General features: G+C 71.5%; 18 protein-coding genes and 1 other RNA gene. 7 read left to right on the top strand and 12 right to left on the bottom strand.

Going from position 1 to position 19,470, the window contains the following annotated elements; all coding sequences use genetic code 11:
- Positions 1-30: 30 nt before the first annotated feature.
- A complete protein-coding gene (locus JOC24_RS10275) occupies positions 31-1,545 on the bottom strand; it encodes an MFS transporter (RefSeq protein ID WP_205019875.1) in 1,515 nt (504 codons plus the stop codon).
- Positions 1,546-1,801: 256 nt separating this feature from the next.
- On the opposite strand from JOC24_RS10275, the gene JOC24_RS10270 reads away from it, so the two are divergent.
- On the top strand, positions 1,802-3,310 hold the full coding sequence (locus JOC24_RS10270) for an MFS transporter (RefSeq protein WP_205019874.1): 1,509 nt from the start codon (positions 1,802-1,804) through the stop codon (positions 3,308-3,310).
- A gap of 43 nt (positions 3,311-3,353) precedes the next feature.
- Here the strand turns inward: JOC24_RS10270 and JOC24_RS10265 are convergent, their stop codons facing one another.
- The 6 genes from JOC24_RS10265 to JOC24_RS33965 form a co-directional block, all read right to left on the bottom strand.
- Positions 3,354-3,986 carry a response regulator transcription factor gene (locus JOC24_RS10265; protein WP_205020024.1) on the bottom strand — a complete coding sequence of 211 codons (633 nt, stop codon included), beginning with the start codon at positions 3,984-3,986 and terminating at the stop codon, positions 3,354-3,356.
- Between the two features lie 411 nt (positions 3,987-4,397).
- The gene (locus JOC24_RS10260; protein ID WP_205019873.1) at positions 4,398-5,570 is read right to left on the bottom strand and encodes a sensor histidine kinase; all 1,173 of its coding nucleotides are present in this window, start codon (positions 5,568-5,570) and stop codon (positions 4,398-4,400) included.
- A gap of 11 nt (positions 5,571-5,581) precedes the next feature.
- On the bottom strand, positions 5,582-6,304 hold the full coding sequence (locus JOC24_RS10255) for an ABC transporter permease (RefSeq protein WP_205019872.1): 723 nt from the start codon (positions 6,302-6,304) through the stop codon (positions 5,582-5,584).
- A complete protein-coding gene (locus tag JOC24_RS10250; RefSeq protein WP_205019871.1) occupies positions 6,304-7,287 on the bottom strand; it encodes an ABC transporter ATP-binding protein in 984 nt (327 codons plus the stop codon). The genes JOC24_RS10255 and JOC24_RS10250 overlap by 1 nt, the downstream gene beginning before the upstream one ends.
- A 169-nt stretch (positions 7,288-7,456) precedes the next feature.
- On the bottom strand, positions 7,457-7,630 hold the full coding sequence (locus JOC24_RS10245; protein WP_205019870.1) for a hypothetical protein: 174 nt from the start codon (positions 7,628-7,630) through the stop codon (positions 7,457-7,459).
- A 107-nt stretch (positions 7,631-7,737) separates the two neighbouring features.
- The gene (locus JOC24_RS33965) at positions 7,738-9,045 is read right to left on the bottom strand and encodes a hypothetical protein (RefSeq protein WP_374104491.1); all 1,308 of its coding nucleotides are present in this window, start codon (positions 9,043-9,045) and stop codon (positions 7,738-7,740) included.
- Positions 9,046-9,725: 680 nt separating this feature from the next.
- Between JOC24_RS33965 and JOC24_RS10235 the strand changes: the two genes are divergently transcribed.
- From JOC24_RS10235 to JOC24_RS10225, 3 genes are read left to right on the top strand one after another with little or no spacing between them, the layout of a single operon-like run.
- The gene (locus JOC24_RS10235; protein WP_205019868.1) at positions 9,726-10,562 is read left to right on the top strand and encodes a Nif3-like dinuclear metal center hexameric protein; all 837 of its coding nucleotides are present in this window, start codon (positions 9,726-9,728) and stop codon (positions 10,560-10,562) included.
- The gene (locus tag JOC24_RS10230; protein ID WP_205020023.1) at positions 10,559-11,302 is read left to right on the top strand and encodes a zinc ribbon domain-containing protein; all 744 of its coding nucleotides are present in this window, start codon (positions 10,559-10,561) and stop codon (positions 11,300-11,302) included. The genes JOC24_RS10235 and JOC24_RS10230 overlap by 4 nt, the downstream gene beginning before the upstream one ends.
- On the top strand, positions 11,302-12,573 hold the full coding sequence (locus JOC24_RS10225; protein ID WP_205019863.1) for a bifunctional RNase H/acid phosphatase: 1,272 nt from the start codon (positions 11,302-11,304) through the stop codon (positions 12,571-12,573). The genes JOC24_RS10230 and JOC24_RS10225 overlap by 1 nt, the downstream gene beginning before the upstream one ends.
- 32 nt (positions 12,574-12,605) lie before the next feature.
- Here the strand turns inward: JOC24_RS10225 and eda are convergent, their stop codons facing one another.
- Together eda and yaaA are read right to left on the bottom strand one after the other, a co-directional pair.
- Positions 12,606-13,253 carry a bifunctional 4-hydroxy-2-oxoglutarate aldolase/2-dehydro-3-deoxy-phosphogluconate aldolase gene (gene eda, locus JOC24_RS10220; RefSeq protein ID WP_205019861.1) on the bottom strand — a complete coding sequence of 216 codons (648 nt, stop codon included), beginning with the start codon at positions 13,251-13,253 and terminating at the stop codon, positions 12,606-12,608.
- Between the two features lie 61 nt (positions 13,254-13,314).
- Positions 13,315-14,115, bottom strand: a complete 801-nt coding sequence (gene yaaA, locus JOC24_RS10215; protein WP_205019858.1) for a peroxide stress protein YaaA — start codon at positions 14,113-14,115, stop codon at positions 13,315-13,317.
- Between the two features lie 209 nt (positions 14,116-14,324).
- Here yaaA and JOC24_RS10210 point away from each other — a divergent pair, with 209 nt between their 5' ends.
- Both JOC24_RS10210 and rnpB read left to right on the top strand, forming a co-directional pair.
- Positions 14,325-14,858, top strand: a complete 534-nt coding sequence (locus JOC24_RS10210; RefSeq protein WP_205019855.1) for a TetR/AcrR family transcriptional regulator — start codon at positions 14,325-14,327, stop codon at positions 14,856-14,858.
- Positions 14,859-14,876: 18 nt separating this feature from the next.
- Positions 14,877-15,276, top strand: an RNA gene (rnpB, locus tag JOC24_RS10205) — RNase P RNA component class A.
- Positions 15,277-15,494: 218 nt separating this feature from the next.
- Here the strand turns inward: rnpB and JOC24_RS10200 are convergent.
- From JOC24_RS10200 to JOC24_RS10190, 3 genes are all read right to left on the bottom strand, one after another.
- A complete protein-coding gene (locus JOC24_RS10200) occupies positions 15,495-15,947 on the bottom strand; it encodes a DUF6907 domain-containing protein (protein WP_205019853.1) in 453 nt (150 codons plus the stop codon).
- A 193-nt stretch (positions 15,948-16,140) separates the two neighbouring features.
- Positions 16,141-17,925 carry a sensor histidine kinase gene (locus JOC24_RS10195; protein WP_205019850.1) on the bottom strand — a complete coding sequence of 595 codons (1,785 nt, stop codon included), beginning with the start codon at positions 17,923-17,925 and terminating at the stop codon, positions 16,141-16,143.
- Positions 17,915-18,658, bottom strand: a complete 744-nt coding sequence (locus JOC24_RS10190; RefSeq protein ID WP_205019848.1) for a response regulator transcription factor — start codon at positions 18,656-18,658, stop codon at positions 17,915-17,917. The genes JOC24_RS10195 and JOC24_RS10190 overlap by 11 nt, the downstream gene beginning before the upstream one ends.
- Before the next feature lie 146 nt (positions 18,659-18,804).
- Between JOC24_RS10190 and JOC24_RS33120 the strand changes: the two genes are divergently transcribed.
- On the top strand, positions 18,805-19,440 hold the full coding sequence (locus tag JOC24_RS33120; RefSeq protein WP_239580105.1) for a hypothetical protein: 636 nt from the start codon (positions 18,805-18,807) through the stop codon (positions 19,438-19,440).
- Positions 19,441-19,470: the final 30 nt, after the last annotated feature.

The following is a 19,470-nucleotide window of genomic DNA, read 5'->3' as shown; positions in this document are numbered from 1 at the left end:
ATCGGCGGGGCGTACGGGAGTACGCCCGGGTCAGCGTCGTACGGGTGCCTCGGCGGCGACCGGGGCCCGCTCCGCCGCGGCGAGCGCGTCGCCCGCGCTGCTGGCCAGCAGCACCGGGCGGGGCGGCCGCTGGGCCGGGAGGAACGCGGCCAGCACGAGGCCGATCAGCACCGCCCCCGTGGCGATCATGAACGAGGTCCGGAAGCCCTCCATGGTGGGGACCTCGACCGACCCCATCCGCACCGAGGTGTTCGCCAGCACCATGCCGATCACCGCACTCGACATCGAGGTGCCGATCGACCGCATCAGCGTGTTCAGACCGTTGGCCGCGCCCGTCTCCGACGCGTCGACCGCGCCGATGATCAGGGCGGGCAGCGAGGAGTACGCGAGCCCGATGCCCGCGCCGAGCACGACCGCGATCACCACCGTCTGCCAGGCCGCGCTCATCAGGCCGAGCCCCGCGCCGTAGCCGACGGCGATGACCAGCATGCCCAGGATCAGAGTGGTCTTCGGGCCGCGGCGGGCGGAGAGACGGGCGTACAGCGGGGCCACGAACATCATGGTCAGGCCCAGGGGTGCCACGCAGAGCCCGGCCACCACCATGGACTGGCCCAGGCCGTACCCCGTCGCCGAGGGCAGCTGGAGCAGCTGCGGCAGGACCAGCGACACGGCGTAGAAGGCGACCCCGACCATGATCGAGACGAGGTTGGTGAGCAGCACCTCACGGCGGGCGCTGGTCCTCAGATCTACCAGAGGCGCCGGTGAGCGCAGCTCGAACAGGCCCCACAGCACCAGGATCAGCAGGGACGCGGAGATCAGTCCGAGGGTCAGCGGAGAGGTCCAGCCCCAGTCGCCGCCCTTGGTGACGGGCAGCAGCAGGCAGACCAGGCCGAGGGAGAGTCCCAGCGCACCGACGAGGTCGAAGCGTCCGGGCGCGCGCAGCGGGGGCTCCGGCACGACGAGGACGGTCAGGGTCATGGCCAGCACCCCCAGCACGGCCGAACCGAGGAAGAGCGCGTGCCAGTCGGCGTGCTGGGCGATGACCGCGGCGGCGGGCAGTGCGAGTCCACCGCCCACGCCTATGGAGGAACTCATCAGGGCCATCGCCGAGCCGAGCTTCTCGCGCGGCAGCACATCGCGCATGATGCCGATCCCCAGCGGAATGGCCCCCATGGCGAAGCCCTGGAGCGCCCGGCCGACGATCATGATCACGAGGTTGTCCGTGGAGGCGCAGACCAGCGAACCGACGACCATCACGGCGAGGCTGGCCAGCAGCATCCGCCGCTTGCCGTACAGATCGCCGAGCCGCCCCATGATCGGCGTCGCGACGGCCCCGGCGAGGAGGGTGGCGGTCATCACCCAGGTCGCGTTCGCCGGGTCGGTGCCGAGGAGGGACGGCAGGTCCTTGATGACGGGGACGAGCAGGGTCTGCATCACCGCGACGGTGATCCCCGCGAACGCGAGCACGGGAACGACGCCGCCGCCCTTGGTCCTGGGCGGATCGGAGAGCTCTCCCGCGTGCTGTCCGTTCGTCGTCCGTTGCATACGTGTGGCCTCCGGGGCAGGGGGGAGAAGCGGGGGTCCGAGCGGGGTGGAGCGTGCGGTGGCATGCCGACGGGCAACGCCGACCGCCAAGTGTGTGCATGCTGAACGCTTCCGTACGCCCGCGTTATTCCGGTGAACGCGTCGTGAAAAGAGGAAAGTCGGCGAAGGTCCTACGACCGGAGGCGGAGGGCCGAGGGGCCGGAGGGGGACCCGAAACCGATGTATTGGACACGGGTGGCCTGCGAGTATGACACCCATGGTTGACGTCTCCCCGCCCACGCCGCTGCCCGCCCGGTCCAGAACCCGTACGTGGGCCGTGGTCGTCGCGGCCTGCACCGGCCAGTTCCTGGTCGTCCTCGACGTGTCCGTCGTCAATGTGGCGCTGCCGTCCATGCGCACCGACCTGGGCCTGAGCGCACCCGGACTGCAGTGGGTCGTCAACGCCTACTCGATCGCCTTCGCCGGCTTCATGCTGCTCGGCGGCCGGGCCGCGGACATATACGGCCGGAAGCGGATGTTCCTGACGGGGCTCGGCCTCTTCACCGCGGCCTCGCTGGCCGGCGGATTCGCGCAGGAGGGCTGGCAGCTCCTCGCGGCCCGCGCCGGGCAGGGACTCGGCGCCGCCGTACTGTCCCCGGCGACGCTCACGATCCTCACCGCCGCCGTCCCCGAGGGCCCCGCGCGCACCAGGGCGATCGGCACCTGGATGGCGGTCGGCGCGGGAGGCGGCGCGGCCGGCGGGCTGATCGGCGGGGTGCTCACCGACACCCTCTCCTGGCGGTGGGTCCTGCTCATCAACGTGCCGGTCGGCGTCCTCGTCCTCGCCGGAGCGGCGGTGTGGCTGGCCGAGGGCCGGGCGGGCGACCGGCGCCGCGTGGACCTGCTGGGCGCGCTGCTCGTCACGGCGGGCCTGGCGACCACGGCGTACGGCATCGTGCAGACCGAGGCCTCCGGCTGGACCGCGGCCGCCACCCTGGTGCCCCTGCTGGGCGGACTGGCGCTGCTCGGCGTGTTCGTCCTCGTCGAGGCGAGGGTGGCCGCGCCGCTGATGCCGCTGCGGGTCCTCGGAGTGCGCGCCGTCTCGGCGGCGAACGTGTCGATGCTGCTGCTGGGTTCCGCGACCTTCTGCATGTGGTACTTCATGACCGTCTACGCCCAGAACGTGCTGGGATACACGCCGTTGCAGGCCGGGTTCGCGCTCGTCCCGAGCTCCGCCGCCGTCTTCATCGGAGCGAAGGCCGCGCCCGCGATCATGGCGCGGACCGGAGCCAAGCCCCTGGCCGTCGCCGGTGCCCTGGTCGCCGCCGCCGGCTTCGGCTGGCAGTCCACCATGACAGAGCACGGCTCCTACCTCACCTCGGTCTGCCTCCCCGGTGTCCTCATGATGGCCGGGGCCGGACTGGCCTCCACCCCGTTGGCCACGCTCGCCACCTCCGGTGCGGCACCCGGCGACGCCGGACTCGTCTCCGGGCTGGTCAACACCTCCCGCACGATGGGCGGCGCGCTGGGCCTCGCCATCCTCTCCACGGTCGCCGCGGCTCGTACGGCGGGCTCCGAAGGGGCCGCCGAGATCACGGCCGGATACGCGCTGGCCTTCCGGACCTCCGCCGTGGTGCTGGTGGCCGGAGCGGTGATGATGCTGCTGTGGCTGCCTGGACGGCGCGGGGGTAAGGACACAGGCGGACGGCCGGACGTGCGGGCCGGCGGCCGGGCGGCACGCCACGGGAGCGAGCCCGCACCGGCGCTGCACTCGCCGGAGGCGTAGCGCCTCCCGCCCGGTGCGAGGGGCGGGGCGGCAGGCGCCGGCGTCAGAGCCAGCCCTGCTGACGTGCCGCGCGCATCGCCTCCATGCGGTTGCGGGTGCCCGTCTTGCCGATGGCCGAGGAGAGGTAGTTGCGGACCGTGGACTCCGACAGGCTCAGCCTCGCGGCGATGTCGGCGACCGTCGCCCCGTCCACGGACGCGTTCAGCGCGTCCCGCTCCCGTGGGGTCAGCGGGCTCGGGCCCGCGCCCAGGGCGGCCGCGGCCAGCGCCGGATCGATCACCGTCTCGCCGCCCAGTACCTGCCGGATCGCCTTCGCCAGCTCCCCGACCGGGCCGTCCTTCACCAGGAAGGCCGAAGCCCCGGCCTCCATCGCACGCCGGAGATAGCCCGGCCTGCCGAAGGTCGTCAGGATCATCACCCGGCAGTCCGGCACCTCCGTACGCAGATCGGCGGCCGCGTCCAGGCCGCTGCGCCCCGGGAGTTCGATGTCCAGCAGCGCCACGTCCGGGCGGGACAGCAGCGCCTCGTCAACGATCCTGTCCCCGGCGGCCACCTGGGAGACCACCTCGAAGTCCGGCTCCATCCCGAGCAGCAGGGCGAGCGCGCTGCGCATCATGCCCTGGTCCTCGGCGAGCAGGATGCGTACCGAACCCGTGGGGCGGTGGTCCTGCGGCATCTCGTTCACGAGTAACAGCGTATGGCCGGTGGCCTGTTGCGGCGGCGCGACGCGGCGGGGCGCTGATGGCGCCCCGCCGGGTTTCGCCCGTGCCTCTCGGTACCGGCTCGGCCTCCGGACGTGCAGCGGCTGACAGCAGTGCGGAATGTTATTTGGAGCGCGTTCACATATGGAGGGCGGCCGCCCGGGGCCGCGGAGCAGGGGGACGGCGTGAGCGCACGGCCGTGGCACTCGACCGTCTCCCCGGGGTTGCGGTGGCGCTCACGGCGTCCTGCGGCCGGGCTGCGGCGATCCATGGCGCGGAGGTCTCGGCGGAGCAGGTCGAGGGGCGATGGGACAGCGACGCGGGCAAATCCCTGACAGCGACGGCTGCGGGCCGTCGGAACGCCGGCTGCGCGGGCCCGTCCGACCTCAGCCGCAGTCCCGCCCCTCGGGGGCGCCCCACGCCCCGGCCGGCTTCTCGGGGGCGCCCCACACCCCGGCCGGGAGTTCCGCCGTCACGACGAAGCCACCGCCCGCGCCGGGGCCCGACTCCAGCGAGCCGCCCTCGGCGGCCAGCCGTTCGGCCAGGCCCTTCAGCCCCGTACCGCCGGCCCGCCCCACCGGCTGTCCGGGCCCGGTGCCGGCACCGTCGTCCGTCACGGTCAGCCTGACCCGTTCGGGCGTGGAGTCCAGCACGAACACGCAGCGCCTCGCGCCACTGTGGCGCACGACGTTGGTGACGGCCTCCCGCGCCACCCAGCCCAGCAGCGCGTCGGCCCGCGGGGCGGGCGGTGGGCCCGAGCGGTGGACGACCGTCTCCGTCCCGGCGGAGGCCAGCACCGGGCGTGCCCGGTCCAGCTCGGTGGCCAGACTCCCCTCCCGGTAGCCGGTCACCGCCTCACGGATCTCCCTGAGGGCCTGGCGGCCCACGGACTCGATGTCGGAGACCTGCGCGACGGCGGCGTCGATGTCGTGCGGGGCGAGCCTGCGTGCCGCCTCCGACTTGACGACGACGACCGACAGGGTGTGGCCGAGCAGATCGTGCAGATCACGCGAGAAGCGCAGCCGTTCCTGCTCGACCGCGCCGCGGGCCAGTTCCTCCCGGGTCGCCCGCAGCTCCGTCACCGTCTCGGACAGGGTGAGGATCGCGGCCGTCACGCCCCCGGAGATGAACGTGCCGTAGCCGATCGTCCAGGGCTCCGACACGTGATCGCCGCGCCACACCGCCACCGCGCACGCGCAGGCGGCCAGGACGAACAGGCCGACGACCAGCCGCCGGCCGCGCAGGATCGTGCCGCAGGCCAGTGAGAACAGGGGGAAGAACAGCAGCCAGTTGCCGCCGTAGCCGATAGCGAGACCGAAGGTGATGGCACCCATCGCGGCCAGCAGCGCGTAGGACGTGGCGGTCTCCCGTGCCCGCCTGTCGAAACCCCGGAACATCACCGAGATGTAGAGGGAGTTGAAGGCCAGCAGTCCCAGCGCGCCGACCCAGGGGTTCGGTGTCTCGCCCTGCCAGAGGTTGGAGAACGCGCCGAGGCCCATCAGCAGTGTGGGCAGCAGGGTGTACGGTCCCGGCCGTCCGATCCTCGCCCTTCGGGGCATCGCCACTGCGTTCACACCGTCCTCGCCGACCGACGGTAGGACATCACGGCGTAGCCGCCGGACAACAGCAGCCACACACCCAGCACGGCGAGGGAGCCGGCCGGCGGGGCGTGCCCGGCGATCGTCGACCAGCCCAGGTCGGCGAACCCGTACGCCGGGGTGAACTCGCCGACGGCGCGCAGCCATCCGGGGAACACGCCGAGCGGGAACCACAGTCCGCCGACGACCGCGAAGCCCATCAAGCAGGCCACGTTGACCACGCCCGTGCCCTGAGGAGTCAGCCGGTAGCCGTTGCCGATGCCGAGCAGGGTGAAGGGCAGCGCGCCGATCCACAGCAGCACCACCAGCGCCCCCCACTGCCAGGGCGCCAGCCGCACCCCGTTGACGAGTGCCCCGGCCAGCAGGACGGTCAGGACGGTCGGCAGGACCGTCACCGAACCGCTGATGGCCCGGCCCGCCACCGCGCGTCGGGGATCCAGCGGGGTGATCCTCAACTGCCGGAGCCAGCCGAGGGACTTGTCCGACGCGATGCCCGTACCGATCGCCATGGAGGAACCGAGCGCCCCGTACGCCGCCATACCGACCATCGACGCCGCCTTCCAGTCGTCGTACGTGCCGCCCCCTCCCAGATTCGTGAACAGCAGGTACATCATGACCGGCATGCCCGTCCCGAAGACCAGGAACGTCGGATCGCGCAGGGTCCGCCGGATCTCGAGAGCGACGTACGGGAACATCACACGGTCTCCTTCCGAGGAACGGCCGCCGCGGGGGCGGCCGGTGACGCGGCGGCGGTCGTCGGCCCGGACGCGGTCAGCGAGAGGAAGGCGTCCTCCAGGGTGGTCCTGCCCACCTGGAGGCCGCGTACGGCTCCGATCCGGGCCAGTGCGACGACGGTCGCGTCCGAGTCGTGCGTACGCAGCAGGACACGGTCCCCACGCACCTCGGCACCCACGACACCGGGGAGCGACTCGAGATCCGCGGCGGGCCGGCCGGCCAGGTCGATGGAGACCACACCGCCGCCCGCCGCGCGCCTGATCATCTCGCCGCTGCCGTCCGCGGCGATCCGGCCGCCGTCCAGGACGACGATCCGTCCGGCGTTCCCGTCGGCCTCCTCCAGGTGATGGGTGGAGAACAGCACGGTGGCACCACGCTCCGCGAAGGACCGGATCGAGCCCCAGAGGGCGTGCCTCGCCTCCACGTCCAGCGCGGCCGTCGGCTCGTCCAGCACGATCAGTTCGGGATTCCCGGCCAGCGCCACGGCGAAGCGGACGCGCTGCGTCTGGCCCCCCGACAGCTTGTCGACACGCCGGCCCGCGTACTCCGTCATCCCGGCGAGAGCGAGTGCCTCGGACACGGGAAGCGGACGCGGGTGGAGGGCCGCGACGAAGCGGACCAGCTCGCCCACCGTCACCCGGGGGATCGGACGGCCGTCCTGGAGCATGGCGCCGGCCAGCCCGGCGCGGACCGCCCGGCCGGGGGTGCGGCCCAGGAGGCGCACCGTGCCGTAGTCCGGTTCGTCCAGCCCCAGCAGGAGGCTGATGGCCGTGGACTTGCCCGCGCCGTTGCGGCCGAGCAGGGCGACGGTCTCGCCCCGCGCGACGGTGAGATCGACGCCGTCGAGTGCCCGGGCGGTGCGCCCCGCCCTCCCGAACGTCTTGACCACCGAGGTGAATTCCACCGCCGGGCCGGTCCTCGTGGTCCCCGCTGTCCGTGTCATGACGACGACGCTACGGAGCGGACGACCGACGCGGCAGGGGCGTGTGTACGGACTCCACGAGGACAAATGTCATGGGTGCGAGCCGTCGGGAGGGTGCTGCGACTGCCGTACGACACGAGGGCCGACACAGTCGTCCGGCGGTGTCGGCCCTCGTGTCGTACGGAGTGATTCAGACCGCCGCGCCGGCACCCCCTTCGGAGGTACGGCGGTGGCGGCCGTGCGGCTGCGCGGGCACGCTCTCCGCGGCCGCGCCTCCTCGGTGCTTTCCGTAGCCGGCGTCGGCCCCTCCCGTGCCCGCCTCGGGCGGACGCGTCTGGGTCGTGTCGGTTCGGGCCTCAGGCATGTGGGAAGTCTCCCCGTTGCAATCGCTTACGTGTGTGTCGCGGCCCGCGGCCGTCCGGCACGCTCACCCTCGGCGTCCGCGGAACGGCTGCGGAGCCGGAGCGGAGTTTATCCAGGTGTGGTGCGTCCGGTGAGAGGCGCCTGCCCCAGCGGAACGGGCTTACACACACCGAAGGCGGGCGTGGCCGTGGACACGTCCGTCCCCTGCGCCACGACCGGGCGCGCCTCGTCCACCGGAGCCTCCAGCAAGGCCACCGCGCAGGCGGCGCCCTCCTGCGAGTACGGCAGGTGCAGCACCCCCTCCCTGGTCCAGAAACCGGATCCCGCCAGCCACCCGCCGGGTGCCGCGAACTGGTGCAGCCGGCGTCCCGCGGGACGCCACAGACCCACCCAGCTGCCCGCCGCACCATCGATCCGCAGCGCCACCGCGCAGCTCTCCGGCATCAGCATCTGGCCCGGCTGCACGGCGAACGGCGTCAACGTCCCGCCCTGCGCGCGGAGGCACTCCGGGAACCGCACCGGCAGACAGCTGCCGAGCACGCCCCAGCCGAGCCGGTCCTGGCCGGGCGCGTCCGAGCGGACCAGCAGCAGGCCGCTGTCGGCGTCGGCCAGCAGCAGCCGGTCGTCGCTCTCCGGCGCGATCTGCAGGAGCGGGGTCACCTCGCCCCCGCGCCCCAGGTCCACGACGACCGCCTTCACGGGACCGCCGCCCGGCATCCGCCGGTCCAGGGCGAGCAGCCGGCCCTCCCGGTCGAGCCAGGCACCGCCCGAACAGCGTCCGGGAACGTCCGCGACATGCTCGGGGCCGAACGCGCCGCCCGCCACCAGCCAGATGCCGGTGGAGCGTGCACCGGGGAGCAGGGCGAACACGCTCATGCCGTCGGGGGACGGGGGGAGGAGCGCGATTTCCGGGCAGTCGAGGGAGCCCAGGAAGAGTTCGCCCGTGCCCGGCCCGGTCGGATAGAGCAGCGAGAACGTGTGCCGGTCCGCGCCCACCCGTCGGCGGATCAGGACCCGCCCGTCCGAGAGCGGCAGCACGTCCGAGTCGGCCTCCTCCGGCTGGTCGAGGGGGAGGGGCACGGCGTAGGGCTCGGGGCCGTCCAGCGTCCAGCGCTCGGGATACCACGCCGGTCCGGCCGTCTCCCCGGCCGTCGTGAGCCGTGCGGCGTACGCGTGGTCGGCGCCGATGGTGAGCGCGGGCGGCCCGGAGCGTGAGGAGGCGCGGGGGAGGACCGCCGCGGCGTTCCGTGGTTGCGGTGCGGGCGGTGTGGGTGGTGAAGCCGGTGCGGCCGTCACAGGTGGTGTTGGTGGTGAAGCTGATGCGGCCGTCACGGGTGGTGCGGATGGTGCCTGCGGTGCGGATGGTGCCTGCGGTACGGACGGGAGGGAAAGCCGGATGGAGAACGTCGGCGGCATGGACGGGATCGGTGGCATGGAGGCGAGGGGCGATGCGGTCCCGGCCGGGCCGACGCGGCCGACGGGTACGTCGGTCCTTCCGGGTGCGGCACGCCTCACGGATCCGCCGGGCGACGGCTCGGAGACCACCTGCCCGCGGGCGGCGAGGACCGCCCGGGCCGCATGGGGATCGTCCGGATCGGCCCGCACCCCCGCGTCGCGCTGTTCGGCGTCGCGGTCGGGTGCCCCCGCTCTGACGGGGTCCGCGCCCTCGTCCGAAGCGCCCGCGGCGCGGGGTTTCACGGGCTCGGCCGGCCCGTCCGGTTCCGCCGGTTCGGGCGCGGGCCCGGCCGTCGCGGCAGCCCCTGCGACTCCGGCGGTCTTGTTCTCGATGGCACAGGCAGTCATGGTCCGGTCACCTCCGGCAACAGAAGCTAGGTTTCGGACACCCTGCCGGACAACATGAGCCATGCCTCTTCACACATAAGGATGCCGATGTCCTGATTCGCCTGCGGAGGCGGGAGTGGCTGTGCTGCCGCGTCCACTCGCCCCGGGGTTTCGGCGCCGCCCACGGGAACACGGCCTCCGAAGGGCTCCGCGCCGCCCGAACCGCGTAACGATTCGTACCGGCCGCCGGTCCCGCTCCACGGGCCCGGGCGGCCAGGGGCGGCGGGGCACGGCGGCCAGGTAGCCTTTCCCCCGTGCCCCGTCTGTCTGAAGTCATCGCCGAACTCGACGCCCTCTGGCCCCCCGAGCGGGCCGAGGGATGGGACGCCGTCGGTACGGTCTGCGGCGACCCGGAAGCGGTGATCGACCGGGTCCTCTTCGCCGTCGACCCCGTCCAGCAGATCGCCGACGAGGCACGCTCCCTCGGCGTCCAGCTGATCGTCACCCACCACCCCCTCTATCTGCGGGGGACGACGACGGTGGCGGCCTCCACCTTCAAGGGCCGGGTCGTGCACGGGCTGATCAAGCACGACATCGCCCTGCACGTCGCCCACACCAACGCCGACTCCGCCGACCCCGGAGTCTCCGACGCCCTCGCCGGCGCCCTGGACCTGCGGGTCACCGGCCCCCTCGTGCCGGATCCCACCGACTCCGCCGGACGCCGCGGGCTCGGCCGGATCTGCGAGCTCGACAGCCCCCTGACCCTCCGCGACTTCGCCGCCCGTGCCGCCGCCCGGCTGCCCGCCACCGCGCAGGGCGTCCGGCTGGCCGGCGACCCGGACGCGGTCGTCCGCCGGGTCGCGGTGAGCGGCGGCTCCGGGGACAGCCTCTTCGACGCGGTACGCGCCGCCGGTGTGGACGCCTTCCTCACCGCGGACCTGCGTCACCACCCGGCCTCCGAGGCCGTTCAGCACTCGCCGCTCGGTCTCGTCGATGCCGCACACTGGGCCACCGAATGGCCCTGGTGCGAGCAGGCCGCCGCGCAGCTCGACGCACTTTCCGACCGCCACGGATGGGACCTCCGGGTCCACGTCTCGAAGCAGGTCACCGACCCCTGGACCACCCACCACTCTTCTGGAGCCCCCAACTGAACGCCGCGCCCGCCGACCAGATCCGACTCCTCGAAGTCCAGGCACTCGACGTACGTCTGTCGCAGCTCTCCCACAAGCGCACGTCGCTGCCCGAGCACGCCGAGCTCGACTCGCTGAACAGCGACCTCGCGCAGCTGCGTGACCTGCTGGTCGCCTCGCAGACCGAGGAGAGCGACACCACCCGCGAGCAGACCAAGGCGGAGCAGGACGTCGACCAGGTGCGCCAGCGCGCCGTCCGCGACCAGCAGCGGCTCGACTCCGGCGCGGTCTCCTCCCCGAAGGACCTGGAGAGCCTGCAGCGCGAGATCACCTCGCTGGCCAAGCGCCAGGGTGATCTCGAGGACGTCGTCCTCGAGATCATGGAGCGGCGCGAGTCCGCCCAGGAGCGCGTCGCCGAACTGACCGAGCGCGTCGGCGCGGTGCAGGCCAAGGCGGATGACGCGACCGCCCGCCGGGACGCCGCCAGCCGGGAGCTCGACGCCGAGGCCGCCACCGTGGCCAAGGACCGGGAGGTCGTGGCGGGTGCCGTCCCCGCCGACCTGCTCAAGCTGTACGACAAGCTGCGCACCCAGCAGGGCGGCGTCGGCGCGGCACGGCTCTACCAGCGGCGCTGCGAGGGCTGCCGCCTGGAGCTGAACATCACCGAGGTCAACGACGTGAAGGCGGCGTCCCCCGACACCGTGCTGCGCTGCGAGAACTGCCACCGCATCCTGGTCCGCACCGCGGACTCCGGCCTGTAGTGTCCGTCCCCCGCAAGCTGGTCGTCGAGGCCGACGGCGGGTCCCGGGGCAACCCGGGGCCCGCCGGATACGGTGCGGTCGTCCTCGACGCCGCCGATGCCGCGACGCTCGCCGAGGCGGCGGAGTACATCGGCGTCGCCACGAACAACGTCGCGGAGTACAGGGGCCTGATCGCCGGCCTGAAGGCGGTGAAGGAGCTGTTCCCGGACACGCCCGTACAGGTGCGCGTGCGGATGGACTCCAAGCTGGTGGTCGAGCAGATGTCGGGGCGCTGGAAGATCAACCACCCCGACATGAAGCCGCTCGCCGCGGAGGCCGCGAGTCTGCTGCCCGCGTCCTCGGTCACGTACGAGTGGATTCCGCGCGAGCGGAACAAGCACGCCGACCGGCTCGCCAACGAGGCGATGGACGCGGGCAGGCGTGGTGAGCGGTGGACCCCGGAGGCGTCGTCGGCCGATCTGGAGACGACGCGTCCCCCCGCCCTGGCGGAGCAACTGCCCCCGTCCGGCCCGCCCGGCGACGCAGCCGCGGGTGCCGCCAAGGTCCGCGCCGCGATGGCCGCCGCCCGCCCGGCGCGGGCAGCCGCGGCCGCGCAGGCGGGCACCTCGGCATCTCCGCAGGTGGGCTGGGGGAGCGCGCCCGACCTCGGTGAGCCCGCGACCTTCGTCCTGCTCCGGCACGGAGAGACGGCTCTCACCCCCGAGAAGCGCTTCTCGGGGAGCGGCGGCAGCGACCCCGAGCTCTCGGAGACCGGCCGGGACCAGGCCGTAAGCGCGGCCGAGGCGTTCGCCGCCCGCGGCGTGCTCCAGGACATCGTGAGCTCCCCGCTGCGCCGCTGCCGTCAGACGGCGGAGGCCGTCGCGCTCCGGCTGGGCCTGGAGGTCCGCATCGAGGACGGCCTGCGCGAGACGGACTTCGGGGCCTGGGAGGGGCTCACCTTCGCCGAGGTGCGCGAACGCCACGGCCCGGACCTCACCACATGGCTGGCGTCCCCCGACGCCGCCCCCACCGGCGGTGGCGAGAGCTTCGCCGAGGTGGCGGAGCGGGTATCGGCGACGCGCGACCGGCTGATCGCCCGGTACGCGGGTCGCACGGTGCTGCTGGTCACGCACGTCACGCCGATCAAGACACTGGTCCGGCTCGCGCTGGGCGCCCCGCCGGAGTCCCTGTTCCGTATGGAGCTCTCGCCCGCCTCCGTCTCGACGGTGGCGTACTACGCGGACGGGAACCCCTCGCTGAGGCTTCTCAACGACACCTCGCACCTGAGGTAGCGACGCCGGGGCGCCCCGCGCGCTCGTGGCGCTCAGCCGCGGCCCAGCGTCGACGCCTCGGCGGCCAGCCGCTCCACCCGTGCCCAGTCCTTCGCCGCCACTGCGTCACCGGGGACCATCCAACTGCCGCCCACGCAGCCGACGTTCGGAAGTGCCAGATAGGACGGCGCAGACGCGAGCGAGACGCCGCCGGTCGGGCAGAACCGGGCCTGGGGAAGCGGCGAGGACAGCGCCTTCAGATAGGCGGTGCCACCCGCGGCCTCGGCCGGGAAGAACTTCATCTCCGTGATTCCGCGCTCCAGCAGCGCGACCACTTCGGAGGTCGTCGAGACGCCGGGCAGGAACGGGACACCCGATGCCTTCATCGCGTCCAGCAGTGCGTCCGTCCAGCCGGGGCTGACCAGGAAGCGGGCTCCGGCCGCGACGGTCCCGGTCACGTGCGCCGGGGAGATCACCGTGCCCGCTCCGACCACGGCGTCGGGGACCTCCGCGGCGATCGCCCGTATCGCGTCGAGTGCGGCGGCCGTCCGCAGCGTGACCTCGATCGCGGGAAGCCCGCCCGCGACGAGCGCACGGGCCAGCGGCACCGCGTCGGCCGCGTCCTCCAGTACGACGACGGGGACGACGGGAGCGAGGTCCAGCACGGAGGTGGACACGGCGGCTGGCGCGGAGGAGGTCATGGAGTCATCCTGCCGCGCGGACCGCATGATGCGCAACGAGCGTTGCGCAGGGTGCAATGACTCAGTGGATCTCGGTGACCACCACGTCGAGCGCCCACGGTCGCCCGGCCCGCTGGGGAGCCTGCGCCTCCACCACGTGACCGAGGTCGCGCAGCACCTCCACCAGCTCCGCCGGCCCCTTCGGGCGTGCCCCGGCCAGCAGCAGATCGCGCACCATCCGGCCCTTGGTGGCCTTGTTGAAGTGGCTGACCACGGACCGCTTCTCGACCCCGTTCACCATCCGCGACTGGAGCACCCGCACACTCGCCGTGCGCTCCGCGACCTCACCCGAGGGCTTCCACGCCCCGGTGTACGCCGACGAGCGCAGATCCAGGACCAGCCCCTCCCCGGCCGCCTCGGGCATGACCGACGCCATCGGGGCGCGCCAGTACGCGTTGAGCGCCCCCAGGCCCGGCAGCTTCACCCCCATCGAGCAGCGGTACGAGGGAATCCGGTCGCCCACCCGCACCGCGCCCCACAGCCCGGAGAAGACCAGCAGCGACTTCCCGGCGCGCCGCCTGGCCGCAGCGTCCAGCGTGGCCAGGTCCAGGGCGTCGTACAGCACGCCGGTGTAGATCTCCCCGGCGGGCCGGGTACCGGCCGTGCGCAGCTCCGCGTTCTTCGCGATCTCGGCGCGCAGCCCCTCGCTCAGGCCGAGCACCCCACGGGCCTTCTCCTCGTCGGCCACACACAGCTCGACCAGCTCGTCGAGGATCGCGGCCCGGGCGTCCGCGAGACCCGGCAGGGACAGCGACTCCGGCTTCAGCGGTGCCCCGCGCCCCGAGGCGGCCTTACCTTCGGAGGGCGGCAACAGCACGAGCACGGGCGTTCTCCTTCTTGCGCGGAACAGGGCCCCGCGCACGTGGGAGCCCTCCCGGCAAGGGTACGGGCCGCCCTCCCCGGAACCGGCCCGGAGCCCTGCACGCCCCCTGCGGGGGCAAGGGCTCCGACGACCGGCTTGTCCGCATCTCGTACGATCACGTCCTCGGCTACGGACTGCGTACCGACTCCGTACCAGGGAAGGTCCTATGCGTGACTGACCTCGCCATCGCCCCCACGGCCGGCCGGCCCCGGCAGATCATCGCCGCCGCGCGTGCCCTGCTGGAGGCGGAGGGGCCCGAGGCGCTCACCATGCGCCGGCTGGCCGACCGGGTGGGCGTCAAGGCGCCTTCCCTGTACAAGCACTTCCCCGACAAGTCGTCCGTGGTGGCGGCACTGGCCGCCGAGATGCTCCGGGAGACCGCCGGAGTCCTGGAGGCCGCCGAGCGGGCGGCCCCGGGATCCTTCTCCGCACTCGCCACCGCCTACCGCACCTACGCCCTGGCCCACCCGCACCTCTACCTCCTCACCATGGGCCGCGCACTCCCCGCCGTGGAAGCGGCGGACGCCGCGGCCGCCCCGCTGTTCCGTGCCGCCGGGGGTGACGAGGACCGGGCCCGGGCGGCCTGGGCATTCGCCCACGGGATGGTCGTCCTGGAGCTCAACGGCCGCTTCCCTCCGGGTGCCGACCTCTCGGCGGCCTGGGAGGCGGGCATCGCGGCCTTCACCCCCGGCCCCGCCGGGTAGCATGGTCATCACGGCAGACGAGCCGGGCGGACGGCCGCGTGAGGATCTCCGGATCCTCCCGAGGAACGTCCGGGCTCCACAGGGCAGGGTGATGGCTAACGGCCACCCGGGGTGACCCGCGGGACAGTGCCACAGAAAACAGACCGCCGGGGACCTCGGTCCCCGGTAAGGGTGAAACGGTGGTGTAAGAGACCACCAGCGCCTGAGGTGACTCAGGCGGCTAGGTAAACCCCACCCGGAGCAAGGTCAAGAGGGAGCACCTCGGTGCTCCTGCGCGAACGTCCGAGGGCTGCCCGCCCGAGTTCGCGGGTAGACCGCACGAGACCGGCAGCAATGCCGGTCCTAGATGGATGGCCGTCTCCCCGGCCGCCGCGAGGCGACCGGGCGACAGAACCCGGCGTACAGCCCGACTCGTCTGCCGCCACCTGCGGCTTTGCTTTGGAAAGGGCCTCCGACCTGCGTCGGAGGCCCTTTCCGGTCTTTCGGGGGCTTGCCGCGTTAGGCGGTGAAAAGTCCCTCGGAAGTCCCTCGGACAGCGCTGAAAGTCCCTGAAAAGTCCCTGGGGCAGGTGGGTGGCGGGGGCCTCGGCATAGAGACATTGGTACTGCAGGACTTGTGGTGACTCTTGAGGCTGTATTACGCGGCCTCGGTGCTGGCCGGCGGATCGGTCCGCGCGGCCCATTCGGCGCGGGCTGCGGTGAGCCGAGGGTGCATCACACGCAGCTCATCCAACTGCCCGGCCACCGTTTGGATGAACTCGGCCAGCTGGTTCGGATCCATCGGGCCGGTGTACGTATCGGCGGCCACTTCGACCAGAACGTGCGGGACCCGGTAGGCCGGGCTGACCCTCGAGTTCGGGCTCACGCCGAGGGTCGCGCAGAGCAGCGGCCAGGACTCGTAAGCCTCGCTGTATTCGGCGCCGGCCTCAGCGCCGTACAGCTGGTGGTGGACGTCGGCCGGGTGGCGATTGCAGTCCAGGTCGTCGGTCGATGGGTGTTGAACCAGATGGACGGCACAGTCTGGCTGCCCCTGCCCCTTGATGCGGACACCGAGGATCACACCTTTGCTGACTGGGGTGTGGTGCGCCATGTATCCGATCTCCGAGCCTGCGCGCCGAACGGACAGCGCGCCGCTCGGCGTACTGAGCCCTCGGCGTCAAGTGAAGGTGCGCCGGCGGCCGGCGTCCTCAGGTGCGGCCACCTACCCCACCTGAGAATTGGTCGGTTCCGTCCCCTCGATCAGGAACCCTGCAATGTGCGGAGAGGAGGCACCGTGCGGATGATCAGTGTGGAAGCCGAACTGTGAACACGGTTTCCGTGCCTGGGCTGCTCACCACGGATACCTCTCCGCCGTGCGCTTGCACGAGGTGTCTGACTATGGAGAGTCCGAGACCGCTGCCCCCGGTGTTTCTGCTGCGGGACTGTTCGGCTCGCCAGAAGCGGTCGAATATACGGGGCAGTTCCTCAGGTTGGATTCCGCTGCCGGTGTCGGCGACGTGGAGCTCGACCCCGCCTTCCACCCGATGGGCACTGACTGTGACGGAGCCGTTCGGCGGTGTGTGGCGTATCGCGTTCGATAGGAGGTTGCCCAGTACCTGGCGTAGGCGGACGGGGTCGCCCTCGATGGTGAGGTCGTCCGTGAAGTGGCCGGTCAGTGCGACTCGGCCTGCCTGCGCGGCTGTTCGGTGGGCGTCGAGTGACTGTTCGGCCAGCTCCCGCAGGTTCAGTTCGCGGGGGTTGAGGCGCAGGGCGCCGGCGTCGGCCGCAGCGAGCACTTGGAGGTCGTCGATGATGTGCTGCAACAGGCCCGCTTCCTCCTGGAGCGAGGCCACGAGGGACGAGTCCGGATCCGCCAGACCGTCCTGGGCTGCGTCCAGCCAGCCGCGTATGTTGCTGAGCGGCGTCCGAAGCTCGTGCGCGATGTCGCTGACCATGACCCTGCGCTGTTCGTCGGTGCGTTCGCGCCGTTCCGAGAGCTCGTTGAGGGCCGCGGCCAGATAGCCGATCTCGTCCTTGGTGGTGATGGGGATCTGGAGGTGCCGGCCCGAGGGGGCGCGGGCTGCTTTGGTCAACGTCCGCAATGGACGGATGAGCCGAATCGCGATCATCGCGGTGATGGTGATGGTCACGGTGAGGACCAGGCCGGTGGTCCCCAGCACGCTCAGTGTCCCGGCCCTGGACAGATCGAAAACGGGAGTGGCCGGCTGGGCGGGGCTGGTGACGAACAGCAGTGCAGCCGGGGCGACATGGGGTGCCAGCTGTTCGCGCCGGCCTTCTTCCACGCAGTCGTCGAGGCGGGAGGAGCCCTGCTCGAAGTCGGCCTGGCCCAGCCGGAACTGCGTATCGATGGCCAGGGGTTCCTCGAAGCGTATGCGGTTGCGTTCCGCGCAGGTTCGGACGAGCGCGGTGAGTTCGGTGAGAGCCTTCGCCTCGGTCGGGGTGGGGGCGGACAGCTCCTTGGTCGCGCAGGTCTGAAGGGTGACCGCTCCGGAGCGGAGAGCCCGGATGGCGGGTCTGCCGCTGGGTTCCTCGACGATGTGCGTGTGCAGCCCCTGTGTGTCGTAGAAGCAGGAGACCTCCTGACGGGCGAGTCGCCTCAGCTCCTTACGTTCCGCGGTGGGAAGCAGGTAGGGGCCGACCGCCCGTGGGTCGATTCGGGAGACCTGCTCCGACGGGCCGGCGCCCTGGTCCGGAGCCGGGCTGAGGTGCAGAGGATCGATGACAGCGCTCGCGTTGAGGGGAAGCCGGTCGACGGCCGACCGGTCCGAGGCGGTGATGACCTCGCGTGCCCGCGTGGTGATGACGATGCCGCGCCCGGTTCTGCGGGCGAGATCCCGGACGGCCTGTTCGGCCTCGTCCCAGTTCGGGTGCACGGCCGCGAAGCCTTCGAGCGTGTCTTGGATGGTGGCGTCGTCCGCGAGGATCTGGCCCCGCTCCTGCTTGATGGCGAGTGTGGTGCTACGTGCCGTCAGCCAGGCCGTCGCGGCGATGGAGACCAGGGAGATCGCAAAGGAGGCGATCAGGAGGCGGAGCAGCAGGCTGTTGCGCAGCGGCACTTCAGGCGCCATGGTCGCCGCTGGTCAGTTTGTATCCGATGCCGTGAACCGTCACCAGGTGCTGGGGTCTGCGGGGTGAGATCTCGATCTTCTTCCGCAGGTTCAGTATGTGCACGTCCACGGTGCGCTCGGAAACGGTTCTGCCGTGGTCCGCCAGGCAGTCCAGCAGTTGGGACCTGGTGAAGACCCGATCGGGTGAGGCAGCCATCGCGCTCAGTATGCGGAATTCGCCAGGGGTGCAGTTCACCGGGCGATCGTGGACGAATACCTGGTGCCGGGTCGCATTCACCGTCAGCCGACCGACTGTGAGGGCTTCTCGGATCGCGGGTGCCACCGGAGCGGTGGCGAACGGAGGGGCTACGGATGCCGGATGGGCCGTGTGGCGGCTGCGGCGCAGCACTGTGCGGACGCGCGCGACCAGTTCGCGCGGTCTGAAAGGTTTTGTCATGTAGTCGTCCGCTCCGAGATCCAGGCCTCGGAGAAGGTCGTCCTCGGTGGAGCGGGCGGTGAGCATGAGGATGGGCAACTCGCCGGCAACCCGCAGGCGTCGGCATATCTCCAGTCCGTCCAGGCTGGGGAGCATCCAGTCGAGGACGAGGAGGTCCGGTGGTCGGCGGGTGGCTTCCCTGAACGCTGTCTCGCCGTCGTGTACGACGGTTACCTCATAGCCGTCGTGTACAAGGTAGCGACGGATCAACTCCGCCTGCTTCCGGTCGTCTTCCGCCACCAGTACGTATGTGGACATGGCCAGATCATAAGCCTGTGGTGCAGGGGTGGAAAATGAGGCAGCGGATCGGTTTCCCTGACAACTTCTTGACAATTGCGTGCTAGAGGCTGGCTTGCGCGCAGGCGCTAATATCTTCCTGACAATGTCATGTCAGGCTGTACTGCATGAGAAAAGTTGTGGCCGGTACCGGCTTCCATTCGTTGAGTATTTCACGTGAAAAGCTCTGGATCGCTTCCGGGGCCGTGGTGGCGGTGATGCTGCTTGCAGGTTGTTCCGGCTCCGATGGGAACAAGGAACCCGGTGTCGATTCCGTCGAGGAGTCCACTGGAACGGAATCGCGGAGTGGTGACGGCGCGGACGCGGAGGTGGACGACTTGGAGTCCGGCCGTCCTCAGCTCCGGATGGACACTTCGGCCATAGAGGAGTTGCGGATGACTCAGGGTTATCTCCAGTGCCTGAAGGATCAGGGTGTGAAAGTCAGTAAGGGTGGGACGAAATTGGAGGGAGGAGACCCCGACCTTCTGTGGTGGCCCAACGGGGACATGGCGGCGGATCATCCTGACGCGGAGAAGAAATGCCTGGGGAAGAAGCCTCTTCAGCCCCCGGAGACGGACCCGAAAAAGAACCCCAATTACATGGGCGACTATGCTGATTGGATTGCTTGCATGAATAAGAAGGGGTTCAAGGTGGATCCCCTTCCTAATGGTGGGGGTTGGAACTACAAAGCGGGCACGACGCCGCCCAGAAACGCTGATCAGATTGACCAGGAATGCATGATCGAGGCGTTCAGTGAAGAGTGACCGCGATCCTGCCGAGACGATGCCGCTGCG

Source organism: Streptomyces sp. HB132 (assembly GCF_016909575.1).
Taxonomy (GTDB): domain Bacteria; phylum Actinomycetota; class Actinomycetes; order Streptomycetales; family Streptomycetaceae; genus Streptomyces.
Note: the sequence above shows the minus strand (reverse complement) of the source record. Positions and strands in the feature narration are given on the sequence as shown.

Excerpts from the sequence above, each read along its gene's own strand:
- JOC24_RS10275 (WP_205019875.1), bottom strand. The coding sequence starts at position 1,545 with ATGCAACGGACGACGAACGGACAGCACGCGGGAGAGCTCTCCGATCCG.
- JOC24_RS10270 (WP_205019874.1), top strand. The coding sequence starts at position 1,802 with ATGGTTGACGTCTCCCCGCCCACGCCGCTGCCCGCCCGGTCCAGAACC.
- JOC24_RS10265 (WP_205020024.1), bottom strand. The coding sequence starts at position 3,986 with ATGCCGCAGGACCACCGCCCCACGGGTTCGGTACGCATCCTGCTCGCC.
- JOC24_RS10260 (WP_205019873.1), bottom strand. The coding sequence starts at position 5,570 with ATGCCCCGAAGGGCGAGGATCGGACGGCCGGGACCGTACACCCTGCTG.
- JOC24_RS10255 (WP_205019872.1), bottom strand. The coding sequence starts at position 6,304 with ATGTTCCCGTACGTCGCTCTCGAGATCCGGCGGACCCTGCGCGATCCG.
- JOC24_RS10250 (WP_205019871.1), bottom strand. The coding sequence starts at position 7,287 with ATGACACGGACAGCGGGGACCACGAGGACCGGCCCGGCGGTGGAATTC.
- JOC24_RS10245 (WP_205019870.1), bottom strand. The coding sequence starts at position 7,630 with ATGCCTGAGGCCCGAACCGACACGACCCAGACGCGTCCGCCCGAGGCG.
- JOC24_RS33965 (WP_374104491.1), bottom strand. The coding sequence starts at position 9,045 with ATGCCGCCGACGTTCTCCATCCGGCTTTCCCTCCCGTCCGTACCGCAG.
- eda (WP_205019861.1), bottom strand. The coding sequence starts at position 13,253 with ATGACCTCCTCCGCGCCAGCCGCCGTGTCCACCTCCGTGCTGGACCTC.
- JOC24_RS10200 (WP_205019853.1), bottom strand. The coding sequence starts at position 15,947 with ATGGCGCACCACACCCCAGTCAGCAAAGGTGTGATCCTCGGTGTCCGC.
- JOC24_RS10195 (WP_205019850.1), bottom strand. The coding sequence starts at position 17,925 with ATGGCGCCTGAAGTGCCGCTGCGCAACAGCCTGCTGCTCCGCCTCCTG.
- JOC24_RS10190 (WP_205019848.1), bottom strand. The coding sequence starts at position 18,658 with ATGTCCACATACGTACTGGTGGCGGAAGACGACCGGAAGCAGGCGGAG.
- JOC24_RS33120 (WP_239580105.1), top strand. The coding sequence starts at position 18,805 with ATGAGAAAAGTTGTGGCCGGTACCGGCTTCCATTCGTTGAGTATTTCA.